Origin of the sequence: Fischerella sp. JS2 (assembly GCF_032393985.1) — a bacterium.
Lineage (GTDB): Bacteria > Cyanobacteriota > Cyanobacteriia > Cyanobacteriales > Nostocaceae > Fischerella.
In genome coordinates this window covers 6,678,089-6,702,434 of record NZ_CP135918.1, presented here as the reverse complement: position 1 = coordinate 6,702,434, position 24,346 = coordinate 6,678,089, and the positions used below count along the sequence as shown (strand labels likewise).

Here is a 24,346-nt window from a genome sequence, read left to right as displayed (position 1 = left end):
AGAGCAATTTTTTTCAACTGACCGCAGTTTTTGTAATTTTCCAGATCAGTAATTGGGTTTAAGTAGATTAATTTAATTAAGTAGTTGTCTCAGAAAAAGGAAGAACTATGTCGCCTGGAAAGCCCACCATTTTGGTAACGGGAGGGGCTGGATATATCGGCTCCCATGCCGTACTAGCTCTATTGCAGGCTGGTTATGAAGTGTTAATTCTGGATAATCTGGTGTATGGACATCGGGATTTGGTAGAAAAAGTTTTACAAGTAGAACTTGTAGTCGGTGATACAAGCGATCGCGTTTTGTTGGATCAATTATTTCAAAGTCATGATATTGCGGCAGTGATGCATTTTTCTGCTTATGCCTATGTGGGCGAATCGGTTACTAACCCTGCCAAATACTACCGCAATAACGTTGTCGGAACCCTCACCTTGCTAGAAGCGATGCTGGCAGCTTCTGTAAATAAATTTGTATTTTCTTCTACTTGTGCAACTTATGGAGTTCCCCAGACCATACCCATTCCCGAAAATCATCCCCAAAATCCCATCAATCCTTATGGTGCTACTAAGTTGATGGTGGAGAAGATTCTGTCTGATTTTGATACTGCCTATGGTTTCAAATCAGTCATTTTTCGCTATTTCAATGCTGCTGGCGCTGATCCTAATGGGAAGTTGGGAGAAGACCATATTCCAGAAACCCATTTAATTCCCTTGGTACTACAAACAGCTTTAGGTAAGCGCGAATCAATTTCTGTTTTTGGTACGGATTACCCCACAGACGACGGTACTTGTATTAGAGACTACATTCATGTAACTGATTTAGCTGATGCTCATGTTTTAGGCTTGGAATATTTGTTAAGAGGTGGTGACAGCGAAGTTTTTAATTTAGGAAATGGCAATGGTTTCTCAGTCAAAGAAGTGATTGAGACTGCTAAGTCCATAACAGGTCGTAATATTAAAGTTGTAGAATGCGATCGCCGTCCTGGTGATCCACCTGCTTTGATTGGCAGTAGCGACAAAGCTCGAACAATCTTAAACTGGCAACCACGGTATTCATCCCTCAAAGAAATTATTACTCACGCCTGGCAGTGGCATCAACAGCGACATAAGTAATAGGGGATTGCGGGCAAAGGGGAAGGGAGAGTGTGCGGAGTGTGAGAAGTGTGGGAAGTGTGGGGAGAATAAATAGTAACTTTTGACCAATAACCAACGACAATTGACAATTGACTAATCCTTATTCACCCGTCGCACGACAAATAGCAACATGCCCATGCCAAAAAAACCTAAAGCTGCGATCGCCCAAATAGGAACTCCCTGAGTTGGTTCTTCAGTAACATTTTGGTTGACATTTTTAACAACTTGTGGAATTGATTCTGTTTGTGCTGTTCCAACTGCCACAGTAACCCTATAGTTTAACTCAAATGGTTTAAATTTTGACCCTGCTGTTGGTTTTCCCCGCAACAGCAGTTGGTAACTACCTGGTCTGGGAAAAGTAATATCAGCACCAGGTATTCCTTTGTAGCGTTCTGCCGAGATTGATTTTAAGGTTGGTTCCAGCAGTGGCGGTTCTCCAGAGGCATGAGGTTCAGCATAAATAAGCAATTGACAATCACACTGTGCTAGCGGAATCACCTTACCACCTTTACGTGTGAGAGCAAACCACGCTCTTGTTACTTCTCCAGCACGAGGAGTATCATTTGGTTCAATGTGTAAGGTTGCACCCACACCTACTGTTGTTTTGACTTTGTGAGCAGAAGCAGGGTGAATTCCAAAAAGGAAATTAACAAAAATAAACAGTAATAATAAATAATTAGACATGGCTCAGCGAGGCTAAGAAATAGCTTGATAGCAGTTTTGTTTGTTTAACGTAAGGTCGATAAATATTATTCAGGCTAATAGCATTTCGCAAAATTAATTATTGATACAAATCCTCTACGCGCTTGTGCTACAACTCTTGGAATCCCCTAAGTTAGCACTGTCTTCCTTGTCTGTAGTAAGCCTCAAATTTCACCCAGAACTCAAGTTCTGGGCTAATAGCTCGATTCCATGAAAATGGAGTGAACCTCCTTGCTTAGCACTTTCGCTATCAGCCTGCGATTCATATCGCAGGCGAGTTAGTGCGAATTGAGCTATTAGCCTACAATTTATTGCAGAGATTATGCCGCAAAATCAAAGGTTTTACGCCGAGGTGTTAAACTCCTCACGAATTGACCAACACTTCTCATAACTGTGTACACCAGCACGCATGAAAATACTTTTTCCTTTTCTTCTGCTCTCTCTGTGCCTTCTGCCTTCAAGACAGATCTTAATTAAAACTTTTTTCTTTGTGTCAATCTTTCTGACCTATTTCTCCGTCCTCCTCGTAAAGGTATCACCTCAGCTTCACTGCTTTCTCTTGCTACCCTAATCAATAATCCAGCTGCTACTAAACTGGCAATCATGGAATTACCACCATAACTAAACATCGGTAACGGTAAACCAGTAGTTGGTAAAGCACCTGTGGTAACACCAATGTGGAGTAATGATTGTCCTACCATCAAAATTGTTACACCGATCGCTATTAATCTATATGTAGGATGAGTTGTCTTAAGGGCAACTATTAACCCTAAAGTTGCGAATAAACCTAACATTACCAGCAACACAACACTACCGACAAAACCAAATTCTTCCGCAAATACAGAAAAAATAAAATCTGTATCCTGAATTGGTAAATAAAATAGTTTTTGTTGAGAAAGTCCAAAGCCAGCACCCCAAGTATTACCGGAACCCACCGCTAGCAAACTTTGCACCAACTGATAGCCATCCCCAGTTGCATCAGCCCAAGGATTGAGGAAAGACATCACCCGTTTACGTTGATACTCTCGGAAGCTAACACTGAGTACAGCCAACAGGACTCCACCAATAGCTGTTCCTCCCAGATACTTGTAAGGTAATCCAGCTGCTAAGGCAATTAGCCAAATAGTCATACCGCAGAGTGAGGCGGTACTTAAATTTGGCTGTGCCAAAATCCCTAAAATCACAAGACAAAAAATACCCAACCAAGTCAAACGCACACGCCAACTCAGTTGTTCCCATTGCCCAAAAACTCTAGCACTTTGCAGCACCAAAAAGGGTTTAATTAACTCTGAAGGCTGAATCGGAACTGGCCCTACTAACCTACGAGCTGCACCAAGCTCATTCTTTCCCACTCCTGGAATCATAGTGACGAAAATTAACCCCAGTAGCAGAAATATAAACCAATGGGATATCCCCAGAAACTTACGTAAGGGTAAGTTCACAACAATGTTGAAGAGTATTAAAGCAACTAATACCCAAAGAAGTTGACGTTTAAAGTAGTACAGCCCATCATCATGACGAACGTCAGCAACGGCATAAGACGCAGAAAACAGCATGACTAAGCCTACGAATAGCCAAACCAACGTCAACCAGCGTAACAGGCGTGCCTCTAGTGCCCACTCAGACACAGACTCATCAAATAACGGAATAAAACGGCGTAGGTTCACGACTTCAATAAGGTGTAAATTTTGTAGTTAGTAGACGCGTACTCCCCTAGAAGTTGCCCTACGGGCGTCTATTGAAACTTCTATGGTGTACGTCCATATAGTAGTTAGTAGTCAACAATAACAAACAATAATCAAAAAACAACTATCAAGTCATAAACTCTTTCATGCAGCCACAGTGCCAGTTGAGTACACAAAGTAATTAAGAATTTAGTCCTGTTGCACATACGAAAATTATTTTGACAGAATTCCTACTTTCAGAAGATGCGATCGCATTTCTATACTCTAAATTTTTGTAAGTTCATCCTCTGTTGTCTTGAATGTTGCCAAACTTAACAAAATTTCCTCAATAATAATTTGGGATGTAATAGACGTCCCTACTACTTAACAAGTATTGCCTATCTATAGACTTTTCATACATGAGTCAATTCAGTTTATAGATGTATTTAGCTTATCTTCATACAAACTTTTAAGGAAGATAGGCTAACTTCAAAGAAATTACTGATTTAAGTAATTAAAGATGATTAGTAAAATTTTATTCATCAGAGGCTACTACTGTTGCATTATTAACTGCATCACAACCCTCTGTAGTTATTAACATGTCAAACTAATTGCTATTCACCACTACGACAGCAAAAGAACTTATTTTCCCAAATTTAAATTCATCAAACAGATACACACATGGAAGCTCAAAATACAGCACTTATCTTAATTGGATATCAAAATGATTATTTTTCACCCAATGGAATTTTATATGGAGTAATTGAGGAATCATCGAAGGTGACAAACGTGATAGCGAATACTGTTCATCTTCTTCAGTATCTTACTTCTACGCCTGCACTGATTATAACGACTCCTATCTTCTTTACGCGTAACTATGAAGAATTAATCGAGCCGATTGGTATTCTAAAAACGATTAAAGAAGTAAACGCTTTTCAGATGGGAACTCCAGGTTCAGAAACGATTGAAGTTTTACAACCTTTTCAAGACAGAATTCTAGAAGTACCTGGTAAACGAGGATTTAATGCCTTCATCAATACCAACCTTGATGAAATTCTCAAACAGCGAGGAATCACAAATATTGTTCTAGCTGGTGCAGTAACATCCATATGTATTGATTCCACTGGAAGATCTGCTCACGAAAAAGGCTATCACGTGACAATTTTATCTGACTGCACTTCAGCCCGTACTGTATTTGAGCAAAACTTTTACTGTACCAGTATTTTTCCGCTTTATGCAGATGTCATGACTCACATAGAATTACTGAGTCGTCTAGAAACAAGAGTTTTACAGAAAAACTAAGTTGGTTTCATGATAAATTTTTCTGACAATTATTTATTAAAATATTCATGCAATTGAATAAAATTTGAGTGAAAATACTACATTTTCACTCTATTTAATCATTTTTACTGTTGTTGTGAAAATAAATAGAGATCAGAAATAAGAATTGACAAAGAATATTTTCCAGTTGCTTGAATTTTTTAACAGTAATTAGTCACGTTTTTGAAAGAGATGATTGAATTTTCCTTACTGTTATATCATCCGAAAAAGCTCATATAATTTTATGAAACAAATTTATGAAGCCAGAGTTTTTAGTTGATAATGAACTGCACACACAGATTCAGTACCGTTTAATTGAGCAAATATCAGAATCAGAACGACGTTATCGGGAATTGGTCGAGAATCTGCGTGAAATTGTATTTAAGTGTGATAAAGCAGGGAATATTACACTTCTGAATAAAGCCTGGACACTTACCTTAGGTTATAGTGCATCAGAATGTTTGAATCGCCCAATTGATGATTATCTCCATGCTGAGGATCGAAAGCTTTGGCTGAATTTTTTGGCTCAAATAGATACTAAACAAGATGTTGCCTGTTGGGAATTACGTTTTCATCATAAGAATACAGAGATTATCTGGTTAGAATTAGCCGCTCGTTCCGAAGATCCAGGAGAAATATGTGGCTCTTTAACAAATATCACTGACCGAAAACGGGCACAGGCTGCTTTGAAAGAGGCAAATGAAGCGTTACAGATGCGAATTGAGCAACTTCGGGTTGAGAATCGTGAACGCAGGCAAACAGAAGCAACACTTCTCCAATCAAGAGAGCAATTGAAGCAGCAAAAACAGCAGCTAGAAGCAACTTTAAAAGAACTGAAACAAACTCAAACTAAACTGATTCATGCCGAAAAAATGTCAGGTTTAGGCATGTTAGTTACTGGAATTGCCCATGAAATTAATAACCCAATTAACTTTATTTATGGCAACATAATTCATGCAAATGAGTATGTCAAAGATTTATTGGATTTAATTTGTCTTTATCAGCAGCACTATTCTACTCCTGTAGAAGAAATACAGAAAAAGATCAAGAAGATAGATTTAAATTTTTTACTAGCTGATTTGCCTCAAATTATGTCTTCCATGCAAATAGGGGCGGAGCGTATAAGCGAAATTGTATTGTCACTTCGTAATTTCTCCCGTTTAGATGAGGCGGAGATTAAACCTGTTGATATCCATGAAGGAATTGACAGTACTTTAATGATTTTACAAAGTCGTCTGAATGGAATAAATCATAACCCTATTCATGTGATTAAAGAATACGGTGAATTGCCGCAGGTAGAGTGCTATGCAGGACAACTGAATCAAGTATTTATGAACTTGCTCAGCAATGCCATTGATGCCGTTTTGTTTTGTTGTGCAAGCCAACTAAGTAATGGGGAAATTCAGCATCAGGTAATGTACGAAGGAGATCAGGAACAATCTTCCTTTACACCTACTATTAAAATTCACACAGAAGTCATTGCAGATGAGCATGTTGCAGTTCGGATTATTGATAATGGTATCGGCATGACAGAAGAAATTAGAAAGCAAATATTTGATCCATTTTTCACAACAAAACCTGTGGGTAAAGGGACAGGGTTAGGTCTTTCTATTAGCTATCAAATAGTTGTAGAGAAGCATGGTGGGATATTGGAGTGTTCCTCGGAGTTAGGCAAGGGAACGGAGTTTTTGATTAAGCTGCCAGTCTCGCTTTCACACTAAAACCTGATTTTGATACTGGGTCAGTTAAAACTATTAACTCTACTTGTAATGGTAGTCCGATAGAAATCTTTTGCTGGAAATAGTTGGGCAGAAATATTCGATTTAGTGATGGTTGTTGAGTGAGGAGATAAAGCAATGACACAATATCATATGGGAATTAATTTAGGACATGAGCGATCAGTTGCGATCGCAAAAGATGGTGAAATTGTAGTCGCAATTGAACAAGAAAGGCTTGATCGCCACAAATATAGTCCTGGATACATGCTCCATTCTCCTGGTGTGGCTGCCCAAATGCAAATTCCGGCGGAAGCCGTGCGTTACTGCTTGGATGCCTGCAACATTACCCTGAGTGATCTGGCAACAATTACTGCAAATATGCCTGGTCACGATTGCGCGCCTGATATTCTCCGCCGAGTACTGCCTGCTGAGATCGTGGATAAAGTGATACGAATTCCCAGTCATCACTTGGCTCATGCTTACTCAGCCTACTGGCCTTCTGGATTTGATCAAGCTCTAATCTTGGTCGTCGATGCTTCAGGTAGTACTACCCCTGCTCATTACACTGAATCTTATACTCTATACGAGGGACGAGGACAGACAATTACAACGCTGCATAATGAGACAGTAGCAGCTCACTTGGCTCAACTTTCAACCCTCGGTTTTGTTTATGAGTACATCACACGTAAAGCTGGGTTTGTCACCCAAGTTGGTGATCAGATTCAGCACGCGGAAGCAGGAAAACTCATGGGTTTGGCTCCTTTTGGAGGAGAACAACCCAACTGGCATCGCTGGATTCAGACAACTGAAGAATCTTTTAGCCTGAAAATTTCTGCCTACGATATCTTTTTGGAAGTCGCTGCACTGGAAAAACGCTATGACACAGGAGAAGGCAAACCTTATCTCCGCCCTTATCTGGTTGACCTAGCATATAAGGTGCAGAAAGAACTAGAACAAGCATTGTTGCATATTGTCAGTCTGGCAATTAAACGCACAGGACTGCAAAAACTTTGTATTGCTGGTGGTGTAGGCTTGAACTCTGTTGCTAACTACGAATTATTACGGCAACTCCAACTAGATGATATCTTTATCTTTCCAGCAGCAGGTGATAGTGGGATTGCTGCTGGTTGCGCCTTATGGGCATACAACACGATCAGCGCTGGACAGAAGCGAGTACCCTTGACTCGGGCAACCCTTGGTCGCCTTTATGACTTTGATCAAGTGCGTCAAGCTATTCGACACTTCCAAGACTCCATTGAAGTTGAGGAGTTAACCCCAAATGAGATGATTACTCGTAGCGCTCAAGTGCTGGCACAAGGCAGTATGGTGGCTCGCTTTGAAGGAGGTGCAGAGTATGGGCCCCGAGCGTTGGGACATCGGTCGATTATCGCTGACCCCACTTTCAAACGCATGAAAGATATTTTGAATATGAGGGTAAAATTCCGTGAGGCATTTCGTCCCTTTGCACCAGTCATTCCTTTAGAAGCCGTTTCCCAGGTATTTGAACAAAATGTGGCTGCACCTTTTATGCTGCTCGTATCGCCGATAAAGCCGGAGTTTCACGAGCAGATCCCAGCCGTGACTCATGTGGATGGGACGGGACGAGTGCAAACAGTAACAGAGCAGGACAATCCATACTTTTATCGACTATGCTACAAATTAGTGGAAGAACGACAGGGAATACCTGTATTACTTAATACAAGCTTTAATGTTGCAGGACAACCGATTGTGGAAACGCCCTTGGAGGCGATCGCTACATTCTTAGGAACGGATATTGATTATTTAGCGCTGGAGAACTTCTGGATCTGCAAACGCCGTGTTCCCATTCATAGTTACGAGGATCACTTGGCAAAAGTTGGTGATGTTGTGCTTCCTTATGGACTTCCTCCAGGTGTTCCCGATGTCACTGATTTAATGGCAAAGCTTGATCAGGCATTATTCTTTGGCCAAACCGATGGCTGTCCTTGGTCTCTAGAAGAATTACAAGTACTCTCTGCTAAGGGCGCTCAATATAAAGAAACAAGTTTGCTCTTTCCTAAGACACCTTTTTACGGTTTCTTCCAAACCAAGCTTTCCAGCGATGTAATTTTATTACTAAACCCTCTAAGTAAATCTACTTTTGTCGATCTCAAGCAGCAAGTACCGCCCTCAACCTATACCTTTGAGGAAGTCAAGCTATTGCTAGCTGTTCTGAATGCGCCTGAGAGTTGGCTAGAACAAATGCGAATTGATTTGCGTTTGACTCACTTTGAATTCACCCAAAGGATTGAATGGGCGAAGCAACAACTCGGTATTTACAGATTAGAACCTGCATACTCCTGCGTTAAACCATTACCTCAAGATTCCCCATTACCCTCAGCGTCAGACCAAACCTTTGCACCTTTTGAGAATGAAAACTTCTCTGCCCAACGGATTCTACGCAAATTGTATGAATGTTTACACCAAGCGGGCTACAACGAAGCTAATATTTGCAATTTGTTGGGTGTTTCTTCCCAGCAACAAATTGAGCCGACATACCTACACTACTATGATCGCTACCGTCTACCTCAATCCATACTAGGAGACTTGATTCGTCTGTTCTTACTGCGGTGTGCATTGACAAAATCCAGACTACAAGAAATTTTTGGGGATGAGGTATTCTCAACTCTATGTAGCTTGGGCATGTTAATTCAGCGTGAGCAAGATTGGGCTTCACGAGTCGATTTATTTGCCGTCGCGGGACTGTATGTGGCTACAGATCATCGCTACATGATATTGGCAGAAGATCATTTTGATGAAGATATTGTCATGTACGTAGGTATGGATAGTATGGGATTGGTTTACACAGCTCCCCAATATCCAGTCAATCGAGTTTTGGATCTCTGTTGTGGTAGTGGAATTCAAAGCTTAGTGGCAAGTCGTTATGCCCAAGAAGTTATCGGAGTTGATATTAATCCACGGGCAATTCGCTTTGCCCGATTTAACACTCAACTGAATGGGATATGTAATATTAACTTTTATCTCGGAAATCTTTACGAACCAGCCGGAGGTTATTTCGATACAATTTTGGCAAATCCCCCCTTTGTTCCTAGCCCTAGTCAGGAATGTTGCTTTCGTGATGGGGGTACAGGTGGTGAAGAAATTTTGGCTCGAATTATTATTGAAAGTGCAAACAAACTTGCACCTCAAGGTAAGCTGTTTATTGTTACAGATTTAGTGAATCTCCAAGAATATGAATCTAAACTAGGGCAGTGGTGGCAAGGAGGATCAGCCCACACATTGATACTGAATACTGCTGATCGCAATGATATTTTGTTTTCAGCTCCCCACTGCCACACACCTTTTAATCAGACGTTAGAGCAATACAACATTAAGTTAGACCAGTGGCTGGAGAATTTTCATACTACAGGTTTAAAGGCTGTTAACTTTGGTTATATTCTCATCTATCAGGTCGATGCAACTCATCAAGGTTCCTATTACAGTCGCACAATCCACAATCCCAATCAGCCAATTCACCAGCAAGTACAGGAATATTTCCACCAACGGCAGTTATTAGAAGAACAACAGATCGACGATTACTTTCTAGCGCTGTCTCCTGATTTACGATTCAGACTGGAGACTAACCCCAGAACAGGAGAGCGTCAAATCGAGTTATTCTCTCCGAATAATCCCTATTTCACTACTTACCCCATCAGTGAACAAATGTACCGTCTGTTGCAAGATATCAATAAATGCCAGCCTAAATGGGCAGCCTATGCAACGGCAATTAATAAAGATTGGCTTTATCAATTGATTTATAAGGGCATCCTTTATTTAACTTCTGAAACTCCAAATGTAAACATGAATCGGCGATTGAACGATCCGCCTTCCACAGAAGGATTGAAAATAGAAGAATTGCAAACTAAAACAACCCCAACCTGTATTTCGTCTTATTTACGCTAGTGGTCTTGATCCTCTCTTTCTCTTTTTTCCTCTGCGCTGTCTGTTGAAGAGCTTTGAGGTTCCTTCCGGGATGCTGCGCGTCTACAAACTTTTCGCTGCTTCCCCTGCGGTTTTTTTATTTAACCCCTCAAAGTTAGGTTGCCAGACTACTAGCAACACAAAAAAGAGGTCTATTTGACCTCTTCACAACTCCCTACAATCAATAGTTTGGTCAATTAGGAATTAAATTAAGCTAAACCAGTATTTGTTCCTTGCTTGCCAGTAGCTAATTCTACTTTAACGATTTTACCACCCATTTTTTGAATACGTTGCTGTTCACGGAACCAGTTGTCATAGGGAACTAATTTAGTGAAGAAAGTATTTTGCAATTCCCGCTGAGTACGAATTCTAGTTTGGCTAGGAACACAAGCAGTAATTTTAAACATCCTCATAGTCTTAAATCTCCAGTGGCGAAGGTGAAAACTTTTTTATTTCAAAATTCTGAGTGCAAAACTATCTTTATTCACTCCAAGTCTGGAAATCAACCATCAATACCAGATCGTTAATACTCATCATTCATTAATTTAGCTTGATAAGCAATAAAACGCCCTAGCACTCATGATCGATTTCCAGACCTTCACTTAAGTCGCACCTAAATTATTAAGCGCAAACTAGCTCCTAGCTCAAGCCAGAGCAGATATAGTCTAGGTAAACACCCATTTCTTTGCCAGCGTCTGGACCAACCAAGCTAGCGGTTACTTCTTTAACTGCTTGGATAGCTTGTACGGTTGCACCAACGGGTACACCCAAGGAGTTATAGGTTTCTTTCAAACCGTTCAATACACGCTCGTCGAGGATGGAGGGATCGCCAGCCAACATAGCGTAGGTAGCGTAACGCAGGTAGTAATCCAAGTCACGGATACAAGCTGCATAACGGCGGGTAGTGTACATGTTACCGCCAGGACGGGTAATGTCAGAGTACAACAAGGACTTCGCTACAGCTTCTTTCACAATCGCAGCAGCGTTAGCAGCGATGGTGGTAGCAGCACGTACGCGCAGTTCGCCAGTTGAGAAGTAGCTCTTAAGCTTCTCGAGAGCTCCGGTATCGAGGTACTTACCTTGAACGTCCGAAGAGTTAATTACAGCGGTAATTGCGTCTTGCATGTTGTTATTTCCTTATTTCCAACCGTATTGCAATACTTCTGTTTCAACAGGAGAAACAGTTTCACCTACGACATAGCACCAACGAGGTAATCAAAGTAAGCGCCAGCTTCAGCAGCGTCTTCACCAGACAACAAAGAAGCAGCAACGTTCTTCATTGCGCTTACACCGCCTGCAACAGCATCGATAGGAGTGCCGAGAGATTTGTACATTTCACGAACGCCTACAACGCCAATTTCTTCGATGGGGGTCACATCACCAGAAACTACACCGTAGGTGATGAGGCGGAGGTAGTAATCCAGGTCACGCAAGCAGGTAGCGGTCATTTCTTGACCGTAAGCATTGCCACCAGGAGATACAACGTCAGGGCGTTTTTGGAACAGCTGATCACCAGCTTGCTTAACAATCCGCTCGCGGTTGTCGGTCAAAACTTGAGCAATACGCAGACGGCGCTCACCGCTGGTAACAAAGCTCTTGATCCGATCCAGTTCGCCGGGGCTGAGGTAGCGGGCTTCTGCATCTGCATTCACGATCGCTTTCGTGACGATACTCATTAATGGATTCCTCCAGTACTAATGAAACCAGAATTTAGATTACACTGGTGCGACTTAACGCTTTAATAGTAGCTTTATTTTCTCGTTCTCTAGATTCAACAGTCAAATAACTACTGAAGCTATTATGTTTCGAGACTGCCTGAGTAATCGTAATTACGCAAGCTTTGGAACTCAGCTACCTTCCGGAATTATTTTCGGGCATTATGCTGAGCAATTATGACTGCTTTTAACAGTTTGTAACATTCTTTTTCATGTTTGCTTCCCTAATCACAATCTGAAAACAATGTTACGAAAGATTACAAAGAAGAATTAGGGGAGAATTTTCTCCCCTGATTCCCCATCTCTCTTACATGCTCAGCTTTTATCAGTGATGTTATCAGTAAACAGTGTTGAGCAATGGGTAGAAAGCGTTTATTACGCTAATCCCCACCATACTCCTGTTAACTGTTCACTAATAACTGGTCACTGATTTAACCTCCTTGAGTGTAACGTCCAGTTAGCACCGAGGGTGACAAGCTAGACCAAGACTGCTTGACTAAGTCAGCTGCTGCTTTAACACTACCGAGGTAGTTACCCGCAGGTAAGGATGGGAAGCGCTGATAAGGCACAACATCCTCACCAAAGTAACGAGCATACTCTGGACTGTTCACCATCGCCTCTACAGCTACTTTCAAGCCACTATCAGCCAGTAGTTTATTGTACTGACGAATTTCGGCTTGAGTTGCTGGCGCACGCCCTAATAGGTGACGGAAGAGGAATTCAATCACCTTGGTATTGGGATAGGGAGTGTAAAAGCGTTTGCGATAAATTTCCGAACTAGCCAAGTCACGTACAAATTCGCGTACAGAGATTTCTCCGTTCCGCAGTTTACTTTCTAAGTCTGTACGGCGGAAATACTCAGGCACTTGACCGCTAAATACATCCATTACCTGAACGTAAATGGCATTGATGACCTGTTGTATTTCTGCTTGGTTTGCCCCTACAGTTATCCGGTAAATCCGCGCAGGCTTGCGACGAGTTGTACCTACACCCACTTCTACAGACTGTCCACGACCATCGTTGTAAGAACGACCTAGTTCAATAAACAGTGGCTTGCTCTTGTCAACAGCCCTTGCTTTCGCTGCCATGTCTGCGATCGCCTTCGCCATAATTGGCATGTTAGCGGCATCCATACGCGGCTTGGTCGTCTCAAAGCTAGGAACAACAATATCCTTGCTTTGTTTGGTCAGTTGGTTGTACAGCCTTTGAGTATTCGGGAAGTTCGCTGCTGGTAAGGTTGTAAAGCGGTTGTAAGGAACTGTATCTTCACCAAAGGCTTGGAGATACTCTGGGGTATTTAACATCGCCCGGATGAAGGCGCGAATACCCTGAGTTGCGAGAATCTGGTTATACTTCCTAATCTCTGCTTGATCTAAGGGGGCACGTCCCAGAAAATGCTTAGTACCTAGCTCAATTACCTTGGTGTTCGGGTAGGGTGTATAAAATTCCTTTAGATATAAACCAGAACAACCTAACCCTTCAATGAATTCCTTGACAGTGATTTCACCATTACCTAGCTTGCTTTCCAGTACTTTAAACTCTCTGGAAGAAGCAACGTAGGGTGCGATATCCCGCTCAAAAATCTGCCGATAGGCAGCACTAATGACGTTTTGAACAGCGACTTTGTCGCCAGTACCAGCTACCAACTTGAAGATTTTCCTTTGTTCGCGCTTCTTGCTGACACCTTGGTTGATGCGTGACTGAATATCTGGTTCTGTTCTTGTTGCGGTAACAGCACCCATTTGTACAAACATGGGTGTTTCTTCCTTGTCAACTTTTGTACCGACATCTTCACGGATGCTACCAACACGTAGTTTCCGCAATGCTATACCACCAGGAGTAAGATAGCGTTCGTAAGGAACTGTATCTTCACCAAAGGCCTGGCTGTATTCTTCGCTATCAATAATGGCGTCAATCAGCCCATAAAAGCCTTTCTTAGAACAAATATCAAAGTATTTGTTATTTTCTTGACGACCATAGGTCGGACGACCTAACAGACGACGGTGAATGTACTCGATCGCCTTACACACATAATATGGTGTCCAGTAGAGCTTGCGGAACAGATCCGACTTCGCTAAAGCACGAACAAATTCGCGTACAGAAATTTCGCCGTTTTCCAGCTTAATTTCCTGAACTTTTAAGCGCTGTCCTTCGTAGACGTCACGACCAAATACTTGTAGGTAAGCCCCACGAATTACTGCTTGGGTAGAGCTTTCGGAGTATTTGACACTTGATCCTTTGCCAGTTCCTTTGCTCAAGGTTCTGGGAATTTGATCTAAGCGGAAGACTTTTGGCCCCAAAGTACCAGGAAACTCACCACGAGCCGCTGGGTTACTATTTTGGTTATTAATTCCTGGCCCTTGGTGAATCAGGATACGCTTGGTATCCTTACCAAAAGGAGCAGGACGGCTGCTGGGGTTACGAGTTTCTTTCGGGAAAATCGCTCCAAATTGAATTTCTAGGGGATCGTTACCAGAACCGTAAACATGTTGGTCAGGTAGCGGCTGGTTATAGTCTGCAAAAGTTGTGAGAAATTGGGGTACTTTGCGGAAAGGCGCGCTGTATTTGAACAGGTCTTGCTGTGGGCCCCAGTTCCGACACTCTTGAGCTTCTTGACCTAGACCCCGAATGTAGGGTACTGTTTCCTCACCAAAGTAGTCTGAGTACTCATCAGAATCTACTAAAGCATCAACTAATGCCGATAAACCACCACGGGAAACAATATCAAAGTACTTTTGTACTTCTTCCCGGCTGCTTGGTCCCCGTCCCAATATATGACGGAAAGCAAGTTCTAGGGCGCGGCTATTTATAAATGGTTCGTAAAATTGTTTCCGGTAAAGTGGAGATTTAGCAAGGCGGCGGACAAACTCTTTCATTGAGATGTCGCCATTTTTCACCTGGGATTCTAGATAAGAAATCGACAAGCTGTAAGCGCGGGTGATATCACGCTCGAAGATTTGCCGATATGCTGCTTTGACTACTTCGGTTTTCTCAGCAGCAGACAAACCAGGCTTCATCACAAATTTTTGACGCCGCTCTGCCGCATTAAAGTAAATTTGGGGCAACTCTAACCCTTGTTGATCACCAGAAGGGCGTTGCCGCAGTTTGTTAGAAGGGCTGGGTGCTTTGAATTCTGTAATCAAAACATCCATGTACTGAGACACAATATCAGCTGCCTCAGTGTCTCTGCGGAAATAGGAAAGCGCAGCAGCTTTCAATTCCTGTAAAGCTACAATTGTAGCTTCACCAGAGCAAGCGTTTTCAATGATTTCTCGCAGACCACGCGTATTGACAGCGATAATGTTGGGGTCACCAGCAACGATCGCATAAGTAGCGTAGCGTAAGAACCATGATAAGTCCCGCAAGCTCTTCGCCATGTTGGCTGGACCATAACGGGCAATGTTAATTGGCCGGAAACCTGGTGGGACTGGCCCACTAGGTGAAGAGTTAAAAATGGAACGTAAATTTTCTAGAAACCCACCCCGAGTTTCCACGTAGGTAACAGTTCCGAGTTTCATTGCGTCTCTAACATCCGAGGTAGATGCAGCTGCTGCTACCGCCATCGCCAATTCTGGCTCTCTGGGTTTTTCCAAAAAAGCCATTGGCGAACCACCAACAAAAATTCGGTTGGCAGCTCGAGAAACAATAATTTCGGAATTGTCCGTGAGCGTCTGGGCAATTTCTAAACGTTTTGCACCAGATGCAAAATAGTTTGCCAGTTCATTTAGCTCCCCGGCTCCCAGAAAGCGGTCTTGCTGCTCCGCTTGGGAAATTGTTGATACAGCTAGGGTTTGATATAGTTGCGGACGCGCAACTGAGCTTCCACCACTTGCCTTAACACTCATCGGATTTGTAAAACTCCCATCATATGCGTTTATGTGTTAAGTCTGGGTCACTTTAGGGCTTGACACATCGGTATTTTCATGCTTCCCCTGTGTCGCCTGCTAAGTTGCCAGAAAAAATTAACCCAGTCAGCTTTTAGATTAGAACGTTTTGGGATTTATCAGGGGCTTTATTAAGAAGTATGTAGAAACTGTAGCGTTGATGTATCAAATCTTGAAGGTAGATGTTTTGGTTTTCTGAGAAAAAATCTAAGTTTTGTATCTGTAGGTAACGAAACCCCAAAAATACCAAGATTTTGTCTGTAGGAGACTATGAGTTTTTTAGAAGGCAGGAGGCAGAAGGCAGAAGGAGAATCCCCATAATAAATTTAGGGACTTGTGAACCTTTTGACAGAGGGAAAATAAATTTCTCCCTTCTGTCCTCTGCCTCTGTTTGGTCAATTGTCAATTGACGAGTTCAGATGAGACAAGGAAGAAATTTACCATCAAATTGACCTTTATACTATTCACTAAAAACTAGCGATTGTTTAACATAGACATTTCCCGTAAACAAAGGTACACAATCACTCACGTTGAAAGCGGCTGCGATTTCTACATCTGATTCAAATCCACGGGCAATTAATTCTTTGCCAGAACTAGATTTTTTCAAAGACGCTAACAAATTCTTCTTAACAGCATGAAAAGCTGACACAGCAATTTCTGCTTCCGGTGATAAATTGCCATTGAGATAACTAAGAATTCCCCCTGCACCAATCAAATCTTCAAATGCAGGTCTTAGATTACCATCTCTCCACCTTTCACCTGCGGGAATAACTGCTATTTTGGCACCATATTTTTGAGCGAATTTAGCCACCACTTCGCAGTTTCGTAAGCATCCAGCTAAAGTAGGTGTTTTACCAGTTTGTAAAGTCAGGGAAGAACCATTAGGTGATGGCAAAACCAGTTTAGTTTCTGCTGGAATTTTTGTTAGCGATGCAGGTGAGAGAGAATAGCTATTTTGAGAAGTGCGATCGCTTGCCAATTGCGCCTGTAAAGATTTGGCATAATCAAGTGCTGACTCATCTTTCCAGTCGTAGGGAAAAATGATCGCGCCGTTGTTTGTGGCAATTTCCACAGAAGTAGAAAAAGACAAAACATCAACTATCACAACCACATCGCTAATGGGAGCAAGTTGAGTGACACCGTGATCTCCCCATTCGCAGCGCAGGTCAAATTCTGATTGATTAAAAATCATTTGTGGCTTGAAATAGTATTGTTAGCGAATTTTTGAAAGTCCGCCTGCAATTGGAATTGCAAGCTAATAGCTTAAGTCCGTTGAAACGGACTGAATATCAAGACTAAGAAGCTACATTGAGTCCACTTTAGTGGACTTCTGCTATCAGCCAAGAACTAAAGTTTTTGGTAAACAGTAGGCGATCGCATTTGACAACCACAAGCGTTAAACTCAAAAATGCTGCCATGAAAGCTTGTTATGTCCGACTCCCAAACTGTTAGTACTGCTGTTGCGAAACTCTACGATACCTATCCTTTTCCACCAGAACCGTTGTTGGATGAACCACCCCCTGGCTACAACTGGCGCTGGAATTGGTTAGCCGCTTATAACTTCTGCACTGGGCAAAAACCCAAAAGGCAAGACATCCGCATTTTAGATGCTGGTTGTGGTACAGGAGTAGGAACAGAGTATTTAGTTCACCTCAACCCTCATGCTTCTGTAGTCGGAATTGATCTGAGTGCTGGTGCTTTGGATGTCGCCAGAGAACGCTGCAAACGCTCAGGAGCAAATCGCGTCGAGTTCCATCACCTCAGTCTTTACGATGTGGCACACCTTTCAGGTGAGTTTGATTTCATTAACTGTGTGGGGGTACTGCATCACTTAAGCAACCCGATTCGCGGTATTCAAGCCTTAGCGAGTAAACTAGCTCCAGGCGGCTTAATGCATATTTTTGTGTACGGGGAACTAGGACGCTGGGAAATTCAACTCATGCAAAAAGCGATCGCCCTGATTCAAGGTGAAAAACGCGGTGACTATCGTGATGGTGTCCAAGTAGGGCGACAGATCTTTGCCTCACTACCAGAAAACAATAGAATTGTCAAGCGAGAAAGAGAGCGCTGGTCTTTGGAAAATCAGCGAGATGAATGCTTTGCTGACATGTATGTCCATCCTCAAGAAATTGATTACAATATAGACACGCTGTTTGAACTCATCGACGCTTCCGGATTAGAGTTTATCGGCTTCTCAAATCCTGGTTTCTGGCAATTGGAGCGACTTTTGGGCAAAGCACCGGAATTGATGGTCAGGGCAGGTGAATTGAGCGATCGCCAACTTTACCGTCTGATAGAATTGCTAGACCCAGAAGTCACCCACTACGAATTTTTTCTTGGTCGTCTACCCATCACCAAAGCCGACTGGTCAAACGATGGTGCTTTAATGGCAGCAATTGCTGAGCGTAATCCCTGTATAGATGGGTTTCCGAGCCAGTGTGTATTCAATTACGACTACCAAATCGTACACTTATCGGCAGCCGAATTAAAATTTCTGCAAGCCTGTGAGGGGAACAAAACAGTCGCAGAAATTTTGCGGGATGATGTACAGCTAGAGTTAAAGCAAGTGCGATCGCTCCTAAAAGACCAATTGCTCATGCTAACACCAACCTGAACAATATCTAGAGGTGATGATTGTTATTTGTTGTTTGTTGTTTGGAACATTTAAATCAATAACCAACAACCAACAACTAAATAAATGGCTAAGTTAATTGTTTTTTTCTAAAGTATTGTTACCTGCTCGTGATATGATTTAGCTGGCTGAATGTGCAGTCAACATAATTAGCTGTACTGGTTTCAAGTCCCGTGAGCTTGTCTGATCAATCAACTGATCCCACACCGACAACACGACAAGATTCAATGCCTGGTTTTGAGGACACAGAACCAGTAAACTCTATGCAAGAGTTTTATAAACTCTATCAAGAGTTTTTGCTAATCACGCTTGTCTTGACGGGGATTGTTTTTATCTCTGTGTGGTTTTTTTATTCCCTAAATATTGCCCTTAATTATCTTCTTGGGGCATTTACGGGTATGCTTTACATGAGGATGTTGGCAAAAGATGTTGAGCGCTTAGGCCCACAAAAGCGGCAACTGAATAAAAATCGGTTTGCCCTGTTAGTAGTGATAATTCTGCTGGCATCCCGGTGGAATGAACTGCAAATCATGCCCATATTTTTGGGATTTCTGACATATAAAGCCACGCTCATCTTTTATGTAGTTAGAGAAGCTTTTATCTCTGGCTTGCCAAATATTCCAAAACCTTAAAAAGGCTCAATGTGAGTTTGCCTTAAGTAAATCCACACCAGGCTTCTAGTTTCTGTTCTCCAGCTTAAGATTGGAGAATTAGTTGATTTGGGAAGAAAATGCTCAATTTTCTGAACTTCTTCAATTCCTTCACCCTTGCCGAATTAGAAGTAGGACATCATTTCTACTGGCAGTTGGGTAATCTAAAACTACATGGACAAGTTTTTCTTACCTCCTGGTTTGTGATTGCCATTTTAGTAGTGGCTTCAATTGCTGCTACTCGCAACGTCCAAAGAATTCCTAGTGGCATACAGAATTTTATGGAATATGCCCTAGAATTTATTCGGGATTTGACGAAAAACCAGCTGGGTGAGAAAGAGTATCGTCCTTGGGTGCCTTTCATCGGCACATTATTTCTGTTTATTTTCGTATCAAATTGGTCGGGCGCTTTAATTCCTTGGAAGCTCATCAAACTGCCATCTGGTGAATTGGCGGCTCCAACCAATGACATCAATACGACAGTAGCACTGGCGTTATTGACTTCTTTAGCTTACTTTTATGCTGGTTTTAGCAAGCGCGGTCTGGGTTACTTTAAAAAGTATATCGAACCAACACCGGTTCTATTACCAATCGCGATTCTAGAAGATTTCACCAAACCTCTTTCCCTAAGCTTCCGTCTTTTTGGAAACATTTTGGCGGATGAATTAGTGGTGGCGGTACTAGTTCTATTAGTCCCTCTATTTGTTCCTCTGCCGGTGATGGCTCTTGGCTTGTTTACCAGCGCCATTCAAGCCCTAGTTTTTGCTACCCTTGCAGGAGCTTATATTCACGAGGCGATGGAGGGACATGGTGGTGAAGAGCATGAGGAACACTAGATACAGTGAACAGTGAACAGTGTAGACGCGCGCAAGCGGCTTCCCGTAGGGTACAGTTATCATGCCTATGCTGGAGGGTAAAAAAGTGCGACCAACGCCTTTGAGCAATTGGTAGAAGTACCTTCACCCAAGCGATGAAATTGATAACTGATAACTGATAACTGTTGAAGTCCTCAGTTGATGTAATGATTTAGATGTTGGAGACTGGAAATTAAATTCAGTTTCAACTCTAAGAAACAAAATTGCAAACCGTTTGTTTTTTACTTAAGGTAAGGAAAATAACATGGATCCATTGATTTCTGCTGCTTCAGTTCTTGCTGCTGCTTTAGCAATTGGTTTAGCTGCGATTGGTCCTGGTATTGGTCAAGGTAATGCCGCAGGTCAAGCAGTAGAAGGTATCGCCCGTCAGCCAGAAGCAGAAGGAAAAATTCGCGGTACACTGCTGTTAACATTGGCATTCATGGAATCACTGACAATTTATGGTCTGGTGATTGCGTTGGTATTACTGTTTGCTAACCCATTTGCCTAATCTCTAAAACTTTTCCTTGATTTTTGGAGACGTGATGACTCATACCAATTTTGGATTTGAGATTTTCGCAAAATCTCAAAATGATACTAAATTATCCCAGTTTGGTATCACGTCTCTGAGTCTAGATTTACCTTGAATCAAAGGTAAATCAAAATTGCTAGCCACAAAAACTGCTGTTACAGCCAAAAAGGAGAGAAATGTTTGATTTCGATGCTACCTTGCCCTTGATGGCATTGCAGTTCCTGCTGTTGGCAGCTGTTTTAAATGTGATTTTCTACAAGCCATTGACCAAGGTACTGGACGATCGCGATAATTATATCCGAACGAATAACCTTGAAGCTCGGGAACGCTTGGCTAAAGCCGAGCGATTAACCAAGGAATATGAGCAACAGCTAGCAGAAGCGCGCAGACAATCTCAAAATGTCATTGCCCAAGCTCAAGCTGAAGCTCAAAAAATTACTGCCGAGAAAATCGCTGAAGCACAAAAAGAAGCTCAGGCGCAACGAGAACAAGTGGCTCAAGAAATAGAACAGCAGAAGCAGGAAGCTTTAAGTTCCTTAGAGCAACAGGTAGATGCCTTCAGCAGGCAGATTTTGGAAAAACTCTTGGGGCCTTCTTTAGTCAAATAAAGTGATTGTTGATAGTTGACAAGATCGGTTCCAAACAGTACATGCGCTGCGGGGCTTTTGTCCGGTGAGCGCTGAATTGAGTGTCACATATGGGCACTTTTTTCCTTTGGGGAAAGTTCTAACTTTACGATTAGCAAGGGAGCAGCGCAGTTGTAGATGGGTATTGTAGGAAGTGTCTTATTATTAGCCACAGAGGCGGCAGAAGCAGAATCGCCAGGCGGTTTTGGTCTAGACTTCAATATTCTTGAAACCAATATAATTAACCTGGCAATTCTAATTGGTGTTTTATTTTACTTTGGGCGTAAAGTTATCAGTAACACCCTCAGCGAGCGACGCTCAAATATTGAAACTACAATTCGGGAAGCAGAAGAGCGTGCCAAAGAAGCAGCAGCCCAACTTTCCGACGCCCAACAAAAGTTGACTCAGGCACAAGCAGAAGCGCAACAAATTCGCAAAGCTGCCGAAGAAAACGCTCGCTCAGCTCGTGAAGCAATTTTAGCGCGGGCAGCAGAGGAAGTGGAACGAATGAAAGAAACAGCCGCCCGCGATTTAGATACAGAAAGAGAGCGAGCATTTGCCGAACTACGGCAACGGGTAGTAGCAATGGCATTGCAAAAAGCCGAGTCGGAACTCCGCAGTGGAATTGGCGACGATGCTCAACAAAGCTTGATTGATAGCAGTATCGCGCTACTGGGAGGCTAAAGATGAAAGGCAATGCAGGATTAGGAGAAATAGCCCTGCCTTATGCAGAGGCTTTGATGTCGGTAGCACAGTCCAGAAATTTGACAGAAGAGTTCGGCGAAGATATTCGGGCTTTGCTGAACTTGTTGTCTAGCAGTGAGGAGCTACAAAAGTTTCTTAACAACCCCTTTATCCAGGTTGAGGATAGAAAAGCAGTTCTCAACCAGATTCTTGGTGAAGGTGCTAACACTTATTTCCGTAATTTTTTAATGCTGTTGGTAGATAGACGGCGCATTATGTTGTTGGAAGATGTTTGTCGACAATATTTAGCGCTTTTGCGGCAGATCAAACAAACAGTGTTAGCAGAAGTGGTTTCTGCTGTTCCTCTGAGTGAAGCACAAGCCTCAGCAGTGAAACAAAAGGTCATCGCCATGACCAATGCTCGCGAAGTAGAACTAGAAACTAGAATCGACCCTGACATTATTGGTGGTGTAATCATTAAAGTAGGTTCTCAGGTAATCGACGCTAGTTTGCGGGGTCAACTGCGTCGCCTGTCTTTGCGCTTAACAAGCGCCTAAAGTAATTTTGGATTTTGGATTTTGGATTTTGGATTCAAAAATGCTAATTATTTTGCTTGCTCCGCAACAAGTTTATAAGCTATCAATCTTCGTAATCTAAAATCTAAAACCTAAATTCTAAAATTATTTTTAACTCCTGTTGTCTCACCAAAAAGTAAGATAAACAAATGGCAATTAGCATCAGACCTGACGAAATTAGCAGCATTATTCAGCAACAAATCGAGCAATACGACCAACAAGTCAAAGTTGCTAACGTTGGTACAGTTTTACAAGTAGGTGACGGTATTGCCCGTGTTTATGGTCTAGAAAAGGCTATGGCTGGGGAATTGTTAGAATTTGAAGATGGTACAGTCGGCATCGCCCTCAACTTAGAAGAAGACAACGTTGGTGCGGTGTTGATGGGTGAAGGTCACTCAATTCAAGAAGGCAGCACCGTCACCGCTACTGGCAAAATCGCTCAGGTTCCTGTAGGGGAAGCCTTGATTGGACGCGTTGTCGATGCTTTGGGTCGCCCAATTGACGGTAAAGGTGAAATTAAGACAGCAGAAAGCCGTTTGCTTGAATCTCCTGCACCTGGTATCGTTGCTCGTCGGTCTGTACACGAACCAATGCAAACTGGTATCACTGCTATCGACGCGATGATTCCCATTGGTCGTGGTCAGCGGGAATTGATTATTGGCGACCGTCAGACTGGGAAAACAGCGATCGCGATCGACACTATCATTAACCAGAAAGAAGAAGATGTAATTTGTGTTTACGTGGCAGTTGGTCAAAAAGCTTCTACTGTCGCCAACGTCATCCAAACATTACAAGACAAAGGCGCGCTAGACTACACCGTCGTTGTCGCTGCTAACGCCAGTGACCCTGCGTCCCTACAATACCTGGCTCCTTATACTGGTGCGTCAATTGCTGAGTACTTTATGTACAAAGGCAAAGCGACCCTAGTAATTTACGATGACCTCTCCAAGCAAGCCGCAGCTTATCGTCAAATGTCCTTGCTGTTGCGTCGTCCACCCGGACGGGAAGCGTATCCTGGAGATGTTTTCTACCTCCACTCCCGCTTGTTGGAACGGGCAGCTAAACTGAGTGACGAATTGGGTAAAGGCAGTATGACAGCCCTACCAATTATCGAAACCCAAGCAGGTGACGTATCTGCTTACATCCCCACCAACGTGATTTCCATCACTGACGGTCAGATATTCTTATCTTCTGACTTGTTCAACGCTGGTATTCGTCCTGCTATTAACCCTGGTATTTCTGTATCCCGCGTGGGTTCTGCCGCTCAAACTAAGGCAATGAAGAAAGTTGCTGGTAAGTTAAAGCTAGAGTTGGCTCAGTTTGACGAATTACAAGCTTTCGCTCAATTTGCTTCTGACCTTGACAAAGCAACCCAAGACCAGTTGGCACGAGGTCAGCGTTTACGGGAACTTCTCAAACAGCCTCAAAACTCGCCCTTGGCAGTGTATGAGCAAGTAGCCATTCTTTATGCTGGTATTAACGGTTATCTCGACGATATTCCCGTTGATAAAGTCACAACCTTCGCTAAGGGTCTGCGGGAATACTTAAAGACCAGCAAACCACAGTATATCCAAGGTGTGCAAACCCAAAAAGCACTAGGTGACAGCGAAGAAGCAGCTTTGAAAGAAGCAATCAACGAATATAAAAAGACCTTCTTGGCAACAGCATAGGAAATCGGTAAAAGGTAATGGGTAATGGGTAATAGCAAAAACTTTTACCCAATT

At 42.5% G+C, this 24,346-nt stretch carries 19 protein-coding genes; 12 read left to right on the top strand and 7 right to left on the bottom strand.

What is annotated here, in order from left to right; translation table 11 throughout:
• Positions 1–107: 107 nt before the first annotated feature.
• The gene (galE, locus tag RS893_RS28745) at positions 108–1,106 is read left to right on the top strand and encodes a UDP-glucose 4-epimerase GalE (RefSeq protein ID WP_315788971.1); all 999 of its coding nucleotides are present in this window, start codon (positions 108–110) and stop codon (positions 1,104–1,106) included.
• Positions 1,107–1,220: 114 nt separating this feature from the next.
• On the opposite strand, the gene RS893_RS28740 is transcribed toward galE, so the two are convergent.
• A complete protein-coding gene (locus tag RS893_RS28740; RefSeq protein WP_315788970.1) occupies positions 1,221–1,811 on the bottom strand; it encodes a hypothetical protein in 591 nt (196 codons plus the stop codon).
• Between the two features lie 491 nt (positions 1,812–2,302).
• Positions 2,303–3,496, bottom strand: coding sequence for an FtsW/RodA/SpoVE family cell cycle protein (locus RS893_RS28735; RefSeq protein WP_315788969.1), 1,194 nt, complete (start codon positions 3,494–3,496; stop codon positions 2,303–2,305).
• Positions 3,497–4,174: 678 nt separating this feature from the next.
• Between RS893_RS28735 and RS893_RS28730 the strand changes: the two genes are divergently transcribed.
• The 3 genes from RS893_RS28730 (at position 4,175) to RS893_RS28720 (ending at position 10,452) form a co-directional block, all read left to right on the top strand.
• A complete protein-coding gene (locus tag RS893_RS28730) occupies positions 4,175–4,795 on the top strand; it encodes a cysteine hydrolase (RefSeq protein ID WP_315788968.1) in 621 nt (206 codons plus the stop codon).
• Positions 4,796–5,070: 275 nt separating this feature from the next.
• Positions 5,071–6,534 carry a PAS domain-containing sensor histidine kinase gene (locus RS893_RS28725; protein ID WP_315788967.1) on the top strand — a complete coding sequence of 488 codons (1,464 nt, stop codon included), beginning with the start codon at positions 5,071–5,073 and terminating at the stop codon, positions 6,532–6,534.
• A gap of 135 nt (positions 6,535–6,669) precedes the next feature.
• On the top strand, positions 6,670–10,452 hold the full coding sequence (locus RS893_RS28720; protein WP_315788966.1) for a carbamoyltransferase C-terminal domain-containing protein: 3,783 nt from the start codon (positions 6,670–6,672) through the stop codon (positions 10,450–10,452).
• A 227-nt stretch (positions 10,453–10,679) separates the two neighbouring features.
• Here the strand turns inward: RS893_RS28720 and RS893_RS28715 are convergent, their stop codons facing one another.
• From RS893_RS28715 to RS893_RS28695, 5 genes are all read right to left on the bottom strand, one after another.
• Positions 10,680–10,883 carry a phycobilisome linker polypeptide gene (locus tag RS893_RS28715; RefSeq protein WP_009457010.1) on the bottom strand — a complete coding sequence of 68 codons (204 nt, stop codon included), beginning with the start codon at positions 10,881–10,883 and terminating at the stop codon, positions 10,680–10,682.
• A gap of 226 nt (positions 10,884–11,109) precedes the next feature.
• Positions 11,110–11,595, bottom strand: a complete 486-nt coding sequence (gene apcB / locus RS893_RS28710) for an allophycocyanin subunit beta (RefSeq protein ID WP_102149729.1) — start codon at positions 11,593–11,595, stop codon at positions 11,110–11,112.
• 65 nt (positions 11,596–11,660) lie between these two features.
• Positions 11,661–12,146: an allophycocyanin subunit alpha gene (gene apcA / locus RS893_RS28705; RefSeq protein WP_102149730.1), complete on the bottom strand. Its 486-nt coding sequence runs from the start codon at positions 12,144–12,146 to the stop codon at positions 11,661–11,663.
• A 470-nt stretch (positions 12,147–12,616) separates the two neighbouring features.
• Entirely contained in the window at positions 12,617–16,030 is a 3,414-nt protein-coding gene (locus tag RS893_RS28700) for a phycobilisome rod-core linker polypeptide (protein WP_315788965.1), read from the bottom strand.
• 499 nt (positions 16,031–16,529) lie between these two features.
• Positions 16,530–17,261 (bottom strand): 2-phosphosulfolactate phosphatase, encoded by a 732-nt coding sequence (locus tag RS893_RS28695; RefSeq protein WP_315788964.1) that lies wholly within the window; start codon positions 17,259–17,261, stop codon positions 16,530–16,532.
• A 237-nt stretch (positions 17,262–17,498) separates the two neighbouring features.
• Between RS893_RS28695 and RS893_RS28690 the strand changes: the two genes are divergently transcribed.
• The 8 genes from RS893_RS28690 to atpA all read left to right on the top strand — a co-directional run bounded on the left by RS893_RS28690 (position 17,499) and on the right by atpA (position 24,292).
• Positions 17,499–18,683 carry a class I SAM-dependent methyltransferase gene (locus RS893_RS28690; protein WP_315788963.1) on the top strand — a complete coding sequence of 395 codons (1,185 nt, stop codon included), beginning with the start codon at positions 17,499–17,501 and terminating at the stop codon, positions 18,681–18,683.
• A gap of 191 nt (positions 18,684–18,874) precedes the next feature.
• Positions 18,875–19,333 (top strand): ATP synthase subunit I, encoded by a 459-nt coding sequence (locus tag RS893_RS28685; protein ID WP_315788962.1) that lies wholly within the window; start codon positions 18,875–18,877, stop codon positions 19,331–19,333.
• Between the two features lie 98 nt (positions 19,334–19,431).
• A complete protein-coding gene (gene atpB / locus RS893_RS28680; RefSeq protein WP_016866288.1) occupies positions 19,432–20,187 on the top strand; it encodes a F0F1 ATP synthase subunit A in 756 nt (251 codons plus the stop codon).
• Between the two features lie 283 nt (positions 20,188–20,470).
• Positions 20,471–20,716 carry an ATP synthase F0 subunit C gene (gene atpE / locus RS893_RS28675; protein ID WP_009457001.1) on the top strand — a complete coding sequence of 82 codons (246 nt, stop codon included), beginning with the start codon at positions 20,471–20,473 and terminating at the stop codon, positions 20,714–20,716.
• Between the two features lie 197 nt (positions 20,717–20,913).
• Positions 20,914–21,345: a F0F1 ATP synthase subunit B' gene (locus RS893_RS28670; RefSeq protein WP_315788961.1), complete on the top strand. Its 432-nt coding sequence runs from the start codon at positions 20,914–20,916 to the stop codon at positions 21,343–21,345.
• A 156-nt stretch (positions 21,346–21,501) separates the two neighbouring features.
• Complete coding sequence (locus RS893_RS28665; RefSeq protein WP_315788960.1) at positions 21,502–22,047, top strand: F0F1 ATP synthase subunit B; 546 nt, start codon at positions 21,502–21,504, stop codon at positions 22,045–22,047.
• A gap of 2 nt (positions 22,048–22,049) precedes the next feature.
• A complete protein-coding gene (gene atpH / locus RS893_RS28660) occupies positions 22,050–22,604 on the top strand; it encodes an ATP synthase F1 subunit delta (protein WP_315788959.1) in 555 nt (184 codons plus the stop codon).
• A 167-nt stretch (positions 22,605–22,771) separates the two neighbouring features.
• On the top strand, positions 22,772–24,292 hold the full coding sequence (gene atpA, locus RS893_RS28655; RefSeq protein WP_315788958.1) for a F0F1 ATP synthase subunit alpha: 1,521 nt from the start codon (positions 22,772–22,774) through the stop codon (positions 24,290–24,292).
• The last annotated feature ends 54 nt before the right edge of the window (positions 24,293–24,346 follow it).